The organism is Streptomyces sp. NPDC041713, from assembly GCF_055591085.1.
On sequence record NZ_JBVIZY010000004.1, the window covers coordinates 407,512 to 418,807 of the forward strand.

11 protein-coding genes are annotated in these 11,296 nt (G+C 71.7%); 1 reads left to right on the forward strand and 10 read right to left on the reverse strand.

The features are described from left to right. Positions 1 to 2 precede the first annotated feature (2 nt). From ACZ6CV_RS14860 to ACZ6CV_RS14880, 5 genes are all read right to left on the reverse strand, one after another. Positions 3 to 161 carry a DUF5993 family protein gene (locus ACZ6CV_RS14860; RefSeq protein ID WP_362361161.1) on the reverse strand — a complete coding sequence of 53 codons (159 nt, stop codon included), beginning with the start codon at positions 159 to 161 and terminating at the stop codon, positions 3 to 5. Between the two features lie 201 nt (positions 162 to 362). Next, positions 363 to 1,763, reverse strand: coding sequence for an MFS transporter (locus ACZ6CV_RS14865; protein WP_469251471.1), 1,401 nt, complete (start codon positions 1,761 to 1,763; stop codon positions 363 to 365). Positions 1,764 to 1,895: 132 nt separating this feature from the next. Then, entirely contained in the window at positions 1,896 to 2,276 is a 381-nt protein-coding gene (locus ACZ6CV_RS14870; RefSeq protein WP_469251180.1) for an MmcQ/YjbR family DNA-binding protein, read from the reverse strand. An 82-nt stretch (positions 2,277 to 2,358) separates the two neighbouring features. Further along, positions 2,359 to 3,339, reverse strand: a complete 981-nt coding sequence (locus tag ACZ6CV_RS14875; protein ID WP_469251181.1) for an alpha/beta fold hydrolase — start codon at positions 3,337 to 3,339, stop codon at positions 2,359 to 2,361. A 289-nt stretch (positions 3,340 to 3,628) separates the two neighbouring features. Continuing rightward, positions 3,629 to 3,985: a beta/gamma crystallin domain-containing protein gene (locus ACZ6CV_RS14880; RefSeq protein ID WP_355813987.1), complete on the reverse strand. Its 357-nt coding sequence runs from the start codon at positions 3,983 to 3,985 to the stop codon at positions 3,629 to 3,631. Positions 3,986 to 4,220: 235 nt separating this feature from the next. Here ACZ6CV_RS14880 and ACZ6CV_RS14885 point away from each other — a divergent pair, with 235 nt between their 5' ends. Continuing rightward, positions 4,221 to 4,907, forward strand: coding sequence for an SDR family oxidoreductase (locus ACZ6CV_RS14885; protein WP_469251182.1), 687 nt, complete (start codon positions 4,221 to 4,223; stop codon positions 4,905 to 4,907). A gap of 49 nt (positions 4,908 to 4,956) precedes the next feature. Here the strand turns inward: ACZ6CV_RS14885 and ACZ6CV_RS14890 are convergent, their stop codons facing one another. From ACZ6CV_RS14890 to ACZ6CV_RS14910, 5 genes are all read right to left on the reverse strand, one after another. Further along, the gene (locus ACZ6CV_RS14890; protein ID WP_469251183.1) at positions 4,957 to 5,856 is read right to left on the reverse strand and encodes a LysR family transcriptional regulator; all 900 of its coding nucleotides are present in this window, start codon (positions 5,854 to 5,856) and stop codon (positions 4,957 to 4,959) included. A gap of 40 nt (positions 5,857 to 5,896) precedes the next feature. Then, the gene (locus ACZ6CV_RS14895; RefSeq protein WP_469251184.1) at positions 5,897 to 7,108 is read right to left on the reverse strand and encodes a glycine C-acetyltransferase; all 1,212 of its coding nucleotides are present in this window, start codon (positions 7,106 to 7,108) and stop codon (positions 5,897 to 5,899) included. Between the two features lie 102 nt (positions 7,109 to 7,210). Then, on the reverse strand, positions 7,211 to 8,239 hold the full coding sequence (gene tdh / locus ACZ6CV_RS14900) for an L-threonine 3-dehydrogenase (protein ID WP_469251472.1): 1,029 nt from the start codon (positions 8,237 to 8,239) through the stop codon (positions 7,211 to 7,213). A gap of 144 nt (positions 8,240 to 8,383) precedes the next feature. Beyond that, a complete protein-coding gene (locus ACZ6CV_RS14905; protein ID WP_469251185.1) occupies positions 8,384 to 9,568 on the reverse strand; it encodes a Gfo/Idh/MocA family protein in 1,185 nt (394 codons plus the stop codon). 255 nt (positions 9,569 to 9,823) lie between these two features. Further along, positions 9,824 to 11,254, reverse strand: a complete 1,431-nt coding sequence (locus ACZ6CV_RS14910) for a M1 family metallopeptidase (RefSeq protein WP_469251186.1) — start codon at positions 11,252 to 11,254, stop codon at positions 9,824 to 9,826. Positions 11,255 to 11,296: the final 42 nt, after the last annotated feature.

Genomic DNA, 11,296 nt, shown 5'->3' on the forward strand with positions numbered 1-11,296 from the left:
CGTCAGTAGTGGTAGCCGAGCGGATCGGTGACGTGGTGGTTGAACATGAGCAACGAGGCCACCGTCGAGGCGAGGAGCAGACCGACGACCCAGGGCCGCGGCTTGTCGAGGGCCACCGCGAGCAGGGCGGCGAGGATCAGCAAGAAGATGAGGGTGTCCACGTCGGCACGCTAGGCGCCGCCCGAGGAGGGAAACCGACGACACGCGTACGTGCCGCCACACACGCTTCTCGGTTCATACGTAGGCCGTGACGGGGGTCGTGGGGCGGTTCGGCGGCGGGCGGGGGTGCGTGAGGCGGACGGCTCCGGGCTACGGCACCGTACGGCCGCCCAGCACTACGGCACCGCACGGCCGGCCCGGCACTACGGCACCGTAGGGCCGCCCGGCACCCCCTCCGTCGTGCTCGGCGCGGCACTCGCCGGGTGGTCAAGGGCCGGGACCCCGCCCCCCGGTACCCGCCCCGCGGCCGCCCCCGTCCCCGCGTCCGCACGCACCAGCCCTCGGATCGCCGGTACGGAGAACAGGCCCGCGCACACCACCAGCGTCATCACGCCACCCGTGAGCAGGACCTTCTCGGCGCCGAAGGCGTTCGCGGCGGGGCCCGCGAGGGCCTGGCCCACCGGGAGCATGGCGAGCGAGCCCGCCACGTCGTAGGCGTGGATACGGTTCAGGACGTCCGGCGGAACCTGGGTCTGCACGCTCGTCGCCCACATCACTCCCCAGAAGGAGGCGCCCGCCCCCGCGACGGCCGCGCCCACCGCCATCAGCGGGACGTCGAGCCCCGCGCCGACCGTGGCGGGGAACGCGGAGTAGGCGACCAGCGCGAAGGTCCCCGCGCGGAGCATCCGGTGGGGGCGCAACCGCAGGGCGAGCAGGCCACCGACGACGGTGCCCGCGCCCAGAGCCGAGTTCACCAGGCCGTACGAACCCGAGCCGTGTTCCTGGACGACCAGCGTCGCCACCAGCGGCACGGCGGGTCCGGTGGCCGTGATCATCAGCAGGCCGAAGACGGCGATGACACCCCACAGCCACGTGCGGGACCTGAACTCCCGCCAGCCCTGGACGAGGTCGGCCCGGAAGCCGTTGCTGACCGGCTGGGACCCCGGGCGCGCGGGCGGCAGCCGCAGCAGGACGAGGCAGAGCGCGCTCAACGCGTACGTACCCGCGTGCGCGGCGAAGACCGCTCCGGGAGAGGCGAGGCCGACCAGGACACCGGCCGCGGCCGGCCCCGCGAGGGAAGCCGTCGACTCGGCCACCCGTATCGCGCCGTTCGCCTTCTGCACGTCGGCCGCGAGCCGCGGCACCGTACTGGCCACGCCGGGCTGGAACACGGCCGCGGCCGCGCCGTTGACCGCGCCGATCGCGCAGATCTGCCAGAGGACCACGTGCCCGGTGAAGAAGAACACCGCGGCGAGCGACTGCGTGCCGAGCCGGACGGCGTCGGCGCCGATCATCAGGAGGCGGGTGCTGAAGCGGTCGGCGAAGACGCCGCCGAAGATCACCAGGCCGGCGAAGCAGACCGTCGTGGCGGCCATCGCGAGACCGACCGCCCCGGCGCCGTGCCCCTCCCGCAGCAGGCCCGCGGCGAGCGCGACCGGCAGCATCGTGTCCCCGAGTTTGGCGACCGCGCGGGCCGCGAAGAAGAGTCCGAAGTCCCGCGACCAGATGCCCCGCGCCGCCCCGGCCTCCCCCCGACCCCGAACCCGCCTCCGACCCCGAACCCGGCTCCGACCCCGCCCCCGTCTCCCGGTCTCCGGCTCCATCCCGTGACCTGTCGGCGCGCTCACCCGCCCCACCCCTCCCCTACCGACCGGCTCCCCTACCGCTTCGGTGGGATCATGCCACGCAGGACAGACAGCGCTCTCTATGAATACGCGGCGGGCCCGCGGGCTCGCTCAGTCCGTGGACACGACCCCCAACTCCGGGTGCTGCTCCAGGAGTCGGGGCGGGGCCGCCTGGCGCCAGGAGTCGGCCAGGATGTCCGCGAGCTCGTCCGCGTCGAGCGCCGCGAGGCGCACCCGCACCCAGGCGGAGCCCGCCTCGTGCGCCGCCACCCAGAACTTGTCCGGCTCGGCGAGGACCAGTTCGTCCCGCTCGACCTTCGGACAGCGCACGGCGAAGGACGTCTCGTCGTCGGGAACCGTCACGAACATCTTCCCGGCCACCCGGAACGTGGGCATGCTCCACGCGATCTTCTCCACCGTCTCCGGCAGGGCGAGGGCGACGCGGCGCACGTCGTCGGAGGTGACGCGGGAACGGGATCTGGACTTCGACATGCCACGAACCGTAACCAACGCCACTGACAGTCACCCCTGGACGACCCCGCGCCTCACAGCACCCGGTCGTCCAACCAGGACGTCACAGCACCCGTTCGTCCAACCAGGACGTCAGGTCCTCCTGCACCTCGTCGCGGTTGGTCTCGTTGAGGATCTCGTGGCGCCCGCCCGGGTACGCCTTCCACGTCAGGTCGTCGGCCCCCAGGTACCGGAAGTCCTCCAGGAGTTCGTACACCAGCGTCATCCCCACATGGCAGGGGTCCTGGTCACCGACCGCGACGTGGATCGGCAGGTCGGCGGGCACGCGCGCGAGGTTGCGGGGATCGTTGATCTTCCGCACGGCCCGCACCCAGTCCAGCGTGAGCCCCGCCGAGAAGGTGAACCCGCACCGCTCGTCGGCCACGTACTCGTCCACCTCCGCCTCGTCCCGCGAGAGCCACTCGAAACCGGTGCGGTGGGGGAACGGCTCGTTGAACGAGGCGAACAGGTCGCCGATGTACGAGGACGGCGCGGACCTGCCGTGCTCGGCGATCTCCCGCTCCAGGCGGGCGATCGACCCCTCGATGTCGGCGCCGGGCAGCGAGCGGAACGTACCCGACAGGATCACTCCCGCGAGCCCGTCGGCGTACTCCTGCGCGTAGTCCCGCGCGAGCAGCGAGCCCAGGCTGTGTCCGAAGAGGAAGAACGGCAGGCCGGGGTGGAGCGTGCGGACCTGGTCGCCGATGGCCTTGAGGTCGTCGACGATGGCCCGCCAGCTGTCGGCGTCCTCGCCGCCGGCCACCTCCGAGGTGACCCCGAAGCCGCCGGTGGCCTGTGCGGTGGCGCCGTGGCCGCGGTGGTCGGATGCGACCACGCCGTAGCCGTGTTCGGTCAGATGGCGGGCGAAGCGGTCGTAGCGCAGGGCGTGCTCGCCGGCGCCGTGCGCGATCTGCACATAGGCGCGGGGCCGGCCGTCGGCGGGCAGCCAGGTGTACGTGGCGACGGGCACGCCGTCCGCCGCGTTCAGCAGTCCCGCGGTGTACGCGGCGGGGGCGGAGGTGGGGGCATCGGCACGGTCGGGCATCTTCGCGGACTCCTTGAGGGCTCGTTCGTCCGGGGCTGTTCGTCGGAGTGGCCGTTCGTCGCGGTGGCCGACTCTCTTCGGTGCAGCCTCCCCCGCGCGCGGGACCTCATGCGGACGACCTGCCCGCCCTGACCCGTACGGGGATGTGTGCAGAAATGCCGATAACCGGCCACGCCCGAAAAGGGCGTGGCCGGCTCACTGTGCGATCCGGAAATGGCCACGGTGCGGAGGCGGCCACCGGAGTTTCCCTGCCGAATTTTGGCTCGTATTCACCCGAGCCAATGTTTGGCTACAGGATTTCGATGTCCTTCACCTTCGGCGGACGGTTCGGGAAGGTGATGTCGGTCCACCGGTTGATGCGCACCGAGTCACCATTGGCGTCGTAGTAGATCAGGTCGTTGTTGCCCGTGGAGATCCGGTCGACCCACCACTCGCCGAAGCCGGTCCGGCCACGGTTCGCGTAGCAGTCGACGCTGTGCCGGCCGTCACTGCTGTGCGACCAGATCTTCAAGAAGTTCTCGCCGCCACGGCATTCGACGTGGTCGATGGCGAAAGCGTTACTGCTGGGCATCACGACGGTGAACGCGGCGGCGGCAGCGACCGCCACGCCTGCGGAGCGTGCGATCTTCTTCGTTTTCGACAGCACAGGTACTCCCTGATTCCAGCCCGTACATGACCGCAATTAACGGCCCTTTCCGGGAAGCGGTTTCACGCTTGCAGGACGACGATCCAGCAGGGAACCTGTACATGGCAATCTTTCAATTGGTGCACGGCCGAAATGTATCGCCCAATGTCCTGATCAGTTCTGTATGGGCGTTTTAGTGGTCCTAAGGGTCAAGATTTCGGGCAATGTGGGCGGTGCAAGCGGGCACGGAAGCGTCGTGGCGGCGGCCCGCACCCTCACCTCGGAGCTGACGGCCACCGGCGCGACCGGTATCGCCGTCGACCTCGCCACCGCCGACGGCCCCGCCCGCGCCGTCGACCTGGCCGCGGCCGAGCACGGCGGCATCGACCTGCTGGTCAACAACGTCGGCGGCGGTGACGCGGACGCCGGCTGGACCGGCGGTTTCCGCGCCCTCACGGGCCAACAGTGGCACGACGCCTTCGAGTTGAACTTCTTCGCCGCGGTCCGCGCCACCCGGGCCGCGCTGCCCCATCTCGCCGAGCGCCGCGGCGCCGTCGTCAACGTCTCCTCCACCAGTGCGCGCACCCCGCATGCCGGTCCCGTCGCGGTCAGCACCGCCAAGGCCGCGCTGACCGCCTTCGGCAAGGCGCTGGCCGAGGAGTTCGGCCCCGCCGGGGTGCGCGTCAACACCGTGTCGCCCGGCCCCGTCCGCACGGACATGTGGGAGGGTCCCGACGGTTACGGTGCCGCGCTCGCCCGGTCCATGGGCGTGCCGCAGGAGCGGCTACTCGCCGACCTCCCGGCCAGCGCGGGCATGGTGACCGGCCGACTCGCCGATCCAGCCGAAGTCGCCTCTCTCATCGCCTACTTGGCCTCGCCGCTCGCCGCCGGAGTCACGGGCGCGGACCACCTCGTCGACGGGAACTCGGTCAAGACGGTGTGAGTCGGGGGCGAGCGGCGAGTCGGCCGGGGTGGGCCGGCCGCGTCGGCGGTCAGCCCGCCGCGTCGCCGAGCGCGTCGAGCACCGGGCGGATCAGCGGGTGGTCCTCCGCCCCGCACCGTACGGCCGCGAACACCCGGCGCGTGGGGGCGGCGCCCTCCACCGGGCGGACCACGACCCCCGACACGTCCATGCCGCGCAGCGCCGAGCGCGGCACGAGGGCGACGCCCGCGCCGGCCGAGGCGAGCGCGACCACGGCCCGGAAATCGTCCGACCAGTGTTCCAACAGCGGCTGGAATCCGGCCTGTTCGCAGGCGAGGACGACCACGTCGTGGCAGGGGTTGCCGGCGAAGGGGCCGATCCAGGCGTCCTTGGCGAGTTCGGCCAGGGCGACCCGCTCCGCGTCCGCGAGCCGGTGGCCGAGCGGGAGCACCGCGTCGAAGGGCTCCGCGTAGAGCGGGACGCGGGTGAGCCGGGGGTCGTCCGCGCCGGGGGCTCCCCGGTACTCGACCGCGACGGCCACGTCGACCTGCCGGTCGAGGACCATCGGCAGGCTCGCGTCGCCCTCCGCGTCCTGGACGCGGACCCGGATGCCGGGCGCGGAATCGGCCAGCCGGGCCAGCGCGGGGGCGACGACCAGGCCGATGCCGGTGGCGAACGCGGCGACGGTCACCGTGCCGGCCTCACCGGAGCCGTACGCCGCGAGTTCGGCCTCGGCGCGCTCCAGCTGGGCCAGAACCGCGTTGGTGTGCGTGAGCAGGATCTCGCCGGCCGCCGTCAGCCGTACGCCGCGCGCCGAGCGCTCGACCAGGCGGTGACCGGTCTCCTGCTCCAGGGCGGCGAGCTGCTGGGAGACGGCGGACGGGGTGAGGTACAGCGCGGCGGCAGCGGCCGTGACCGTGCGGTGGTCCGCCACCGCACGGAGGATGTGCAGCCGCCGCGCTTCGATCATGCCGTCGATTCTCCCACGGCAGGTCACACGGCCGGAGCCGTCAGGCCTCGCCCGACTCCGTGAGCTCGGCGCGGGCGGCGACGAACGCGTCGACCGCGCGGTTCACGTCCTCCGTGGAGTGCGCGGCCGACAGCTGGACGCGGATACGCGCCTTGCCCTGCGGCACCACCGGGTAGGAGAAGCCGATCACGTACACGCCACGCTCCAGGAGCAGCTCGGCCATCCGGCCCGCCACGGCCGCGTCGCCGATCATGACCGGCGCGATGGCGTGGTCGCCGGGGAGGATGTCGAAGCCCTCCTCGGTCATCCGCGAGCGGAACAGGGCCGTGTTGGCGGCGAGGTGTTCCCGCAGCTCACCGGCGGATTCCAGGAGGTCGATGACCTTCAGCGAGGCCGCCGCGATGACCGGGGCGAGGGTGTTGGAGAAGAGGTACGGGCGCGAGCGCTGACGGAGCAGGGCGACGATCTCGGCGCGGGCGGCGACGTAGCCGCCGGAGGCGCCGCCGAGGGCCTTGCCGAGGGTGCCGGTGATGATGTCGACGCGGTCCATGACGCCGTGCAGCTCGGGGGTGCCCCGGCCGCCGGGACCCACGAAGCCGACGGCGTGCGAGTCGTCGACCATGACCATGGCGTCGTAGCGCTCGGCGAGGTCACAGATGTCCGACAGCGGGGCCACGTAGCCGTCCATCGAGAAGACGCCGTCGGTGACGATCAGCTTGCGCCGGGCGCCGCCCTCGGTGGCCTCCTTGAGCTGCTGCTCCAGGTCGGCCATGTCGCGGTTGGCGTAACGGAAGCGGCGGGCCTTGGAGAGGCGGATGCCGTCGATGATCGATGCGTGGTTGAGGGCGTCGGAGATGACCGCGTCCTCGGCGCCGAGCAGCGTCTCGAAGACGCCGCCGTTGGCGTCGAAGCACGAGGAGTAGAGGATCGTGTCCTCCTGGCCGAGGAAGGCCGACAGGCGCGCCTCCAGCTCCTTGTGCACCTCCTGGGTGCCGCAGATGAAGCGGACGGAGGCCATGCCGTAGCCCCAGCGGTCCAGGGCCTCGTGCGCGGCGGCGACGACGTCGGGGTGGTCGGCGAGGCCGAGGTAGTTGTTGGCGCAGAAGTTCAGGACCTCGCCGGGGCGGCCGCCCGCGGTGACGGCGACCGTCGCGGACTGCGGGGTGCCGATGACGCGCTCGGGCTTGTGCAGGCCCGCGGCGCGGATCTCGTCGAGGGTGGCCTGGAGGTCTTCGCGTACGGAGTCGAACATGCGGGGTTCCTTCGGGGTGAGCGCCGTCAAGGTCGGGCGGCCGGGGCGGGCGGGCCGGGGCGGCCGTACAGGATCAGCCTTACGAGGGCAGCCGTGCGGAGGTCAGGAGGTCCAGTCGAGGATGACCTTGCCGCCGCGGCCGCTCGCCGCGTCGTCGAAGGCGGCCTCGAAGTCGCGGTGGCCGTACCGGCCGGTGATGACGGGGGCCAGGTCGAGGCCGCCTTCGAGCAGCACCGACATCGCGTACCAGGTCTCGAACATCTCGCGGCCGTAGATGCCCTTGATGGTGATCATCGAGGTGACGATGCGCGCCCAGTCGACGGCGAAGTCCTCGGCGGGCAGCCCCAGCATGGCGATCTTGCCGCCGTGGGTCATGTTGGCGACCATGTCGCGCATCGCGCGGGGGTTGCCGGACATCTCCAGGCCGACGTCGAAGCCCTCGCGCAGACCGAGGTCGCGCTGGCCGTCGGCGATCGTCGAGTCGGCCACGTTGAGGGCGAGGCTGACGCCGACCTTGCGGGCCAGTTCGAGGCGCTCCTCGCTGACGTCGGTGATCACGACGTTGCGGGCGCCCGCGTGCCGGGCGACGGCCGCCGCCATGAGACCGATCGGCCCGGCGCCGGTGATCAGCACGTCCTCGCCGACCAGCGGGAAGGACAGGGCCGTGTGCACGGCGTTGCCGAACGGGTCGAAGATCGCGGCCACGTCGAGGTCGACCGGGACCCGGTGGACCCACACGTTCCCGGCGGGCAGCGCCACGTACTCGGCGAACGCGCCGTCCCGCCCGACGCCGAGGCCGACGGTGGCGCGACAGAGGTGGCGCCGTCCCGCCAGGCAGTTGCGGCACTTGCCGCACACCAGGTGACCCTCGCCGCTGACCAGGTCGCCGGCCGTGATGTCGGTGACGTCGCGGCCGGTCTCGACGACCTCGCCGACGAACTCGTGCCCGACGACCAGCGGCGCGCTGATCGCCTGCTGCGCCCAGCCGTCCCAGGCCCTGATGTGCAGGTCGGTCCCGCAGATCCCGGTGCGGAGCACCTTGATCAGGACATCGCCGTGGCCGATGACCGGCTCCGGTACTTCCTTGAGGCGGAGACCCGGCTCCGCCTTCTCCTTGACCAGCGCCTTCAACGCCACGGCTCCTGTCGTACGTCGCTTCTTCCCCCGACGACACAGGAATCTTCCCTACGGCGGCGCCCCGGTCCATCGAGGATTTCTTAAGCGCCGCCGCAGCTTTCCTTCAGGCCCCGCCGAAACCCCGGCGGCGACCGGCCTTCAGCGGGTCTGCCCCCGCTCGAAGTAGGCGATCAGCTCCGGGTCCAGGTCCGGCACCTCGCGCGGCGTCCCGCCGTCCCGCAGCGACTGCGTCGCCCGTACGCCCGCCGCGACCGCCATGCGCGCCGCGACCGGCGACGTGTCGGTGCGGCCGCCCTCGCGGACGAAGCGCACGAACTCGTCGACGAGCAGCGGATCGGCGCCCCCGTGCCCGCCGTCGTCCTGCGCGTCCGGCACCGGGTACTCCGCGTCCGCCTCGGCCCGGTGACCGGACCGGCGGGAGTTCCACACCTTGACCGCTCCCCCGGGCCCGTCGCCGAAGTTCTCCAGCCGTCCCGCGTCGCCGATGACGGTGTAGTTGCGCCAGTAGTCGGGCGTGAAGTGGCACTGCTGGTACGCGGCGAGGACGCCGTTGTCGAGGCGCATGTTGACCAGGGACACGTCCTCGACGTCGATCACGGGGTTGAGGTCGCGCTGGGTGTGCGGCGGCCAGTGGCCGTCCTTGGTGTACCAGTCGGCCGACTTCGGCTCGCCCGGCTCGCGCCGGTGCGGGTTGTCGCCGTAGACCATGAGGTCGCCGAGCGCCTGCACCCGGCGCGTGTAGCCGCCCGCGAGCCAGTGCAGCACGTCGATGTCGTGGGCGGCCTTCTGCAGCAACAGGCCGGTGGTGTACCGCCGTTCGGCGTGCCAGTCCTTGAAGTACCAGTCGCCTCCGTAGCCGACGAAGTGGCGCACCCAGATGGTCTTGACGGCGCCGACCTCGCCGCGCTCGATGATGTCGCGCATCAGCCGGACGACCGGCATGTGGCGCATGTTGTGCCCCACGTAGAGCCGCGTGCCCGTCTCGTACGCGGTCCGCAGGATCTCGTCGCACGCCTCGACGCCAGTCTCCAGGGGCTTCTCCACGAAGACGGGCTTGCCCTCACGCAGCGCCTCGCAGGCCAGTGCCGCGTGGGTGTGGTCGGGGGTGAGGACGACGATCGCGTCGACGTCCGGGTCCTCGACGACCTTGCGGTGGTCGCTCGATATCAGCGCGGCGGGGAAGGCCGTGGCCGCCTCGGCGCGGGCCGCGGGGTCGGGGTCGGCCAGCGCGGTGACACGGGAGCCCGCGTCCGGCCGGTGGGCGGTGCGGGCGAGCGAGCCGCGCAGCCCGAAGCCGAGGACGCCGAGACGGAGGTCGGTCATGGAACTTCCTTACCTTGAGCCGGTGTTGCGGTGCCGTTGAGCCGGTGTTGCGGGTGCCGAGCCGGCCACACGGGTGCGCTGCCCGGGTGCGGGTGGAGGAGCGCGGCGCGGCCATGGACGGGCTTGATCCTTATCTATCCGCCCGCGCCCACCCGTGTCGAGGCATGTGCACGCACCAACTAACCCCGCGCGCACGCCCGGGGCTCGGACGAGCCCGCTAGGCAGGTCACGAAGCCGCACCGGAGTACCAAGCCGTCAGCGCCAGTCCGGGTGCCCCGGCATCGGCGGGTTGTCCAGGTCGAAGAGCCAGTGCCGCAGGAACACCCCGACGGACGCGTCGCCGGTCACCTTCACCGCGTTGTCGACGAAGTCCTCCGTGGAGGCGTTGGCGTGCCGGTGCCCCGTGAGCCAGGCCTTCATGACGGCGTCGAACTCGTCCTGCCCGATCTGCTGCCGCAGGGCGTACAGGGTGACGGCGGCGCCGTCGTAGATGTTGAAGCCGCCGAGGCCGGTCGGCTTTCCGGGCGGGCCGTCGGTCTTGCGGACCTCGTCGAGCTTCGCGTACGCCGTCCTCATCTTCTCCTCGATCGGCTGGAAGCCCTTCTGGTCCGCCCACACGGCCGCGTAGAACACCGCGGGGCCCTCGTTGAGCCAGGCGTCCTGCCAGGTGGTGGGGGTGACGGAGTCACCGAACCACTGGTGGGTCAGCTCGTGGACCATCGTCGTGGAGTAGGTGGGGCGCTCGAACCAGCCGGGGCCGAAGAGGGAGAGCGTCTGGTTCTCCAACGCGTCGCCGTAGCCGTCGCGCACGATCTGCACGCCGTACGTGTCGAAGGGGTAGCGCACCCCGAGCGTCCGCTCCAGCCAAGCGAGTTGTCCGCCGGTCTCCTCGACGATCGGCCGGTACCTGGCCACTTGGTCCTCGGGTACGAGGTGGCGCAGCCGCACGCCGTGCGGTCCGCGCCCGTACAGGTAACGCTGTTTGTTCACGGAGATGCCCAACAGCTCAGGTGCCATGGGTGAGTTGAGGGCGAAGTCCCAGGTGCGCCCGGCGCCGTGGGCGTCGCGTCGGCCGGTGAGGGTGCCGTTGGCGGCCGGGGTCCAGCCCTTCGGCGCGGTGAGGTGGAAGGTCCAGGTCGCCTTGTCGGAGGGGTGGTCGTTGACGGGTGCGAAGGTGTCGGCGCGTGAGGCCTGGGCGGCCGAGGCGAAGCCTCCGTCGGACATGAGGCGCCAGCCGGGGAGGCCGGCGGGCTTCGTCTTCCCGTTGCCGTGGTAGGTGACTTCGACGTCGAAGGTGCGGTGGTCGCGCAGCGGGCGGGCGGGGGTGACGGTGAGTTCCTGGCCGGTCTGCCCGGGAGCGGTGGTCCAGGTCGCCCGCGCGCCGTCGACCTCGACTGCGTCGACGGTCAGCGCGTCGACGTCGAGGTTGAAGGAGGACAGGTCCTGGGTGGCTCTCGCCCGGATCTTCATGGTGGCGCGGAAGTCGTACGTCACGGGCGTGAAGTCGAAGGAGAGGTCGTAGTGGCGGACGTCGTAACCGCCGTTGCCGAGCGTCGGATACAGCGGGTCGCCCACGCCGTCCGCGCCGGGTGTGGGGGTGAAGGGGGACGCCTGCGGGGCCGCGTGGGCGGGGACGGCGAGCGCGAAGGTGGCGGCCGCGGCCGCCGTCGCGATGGCGGCACGCACGGTTCGGATCCTTTTCTCAGCCATGGGGCGGCAACGTAGTAA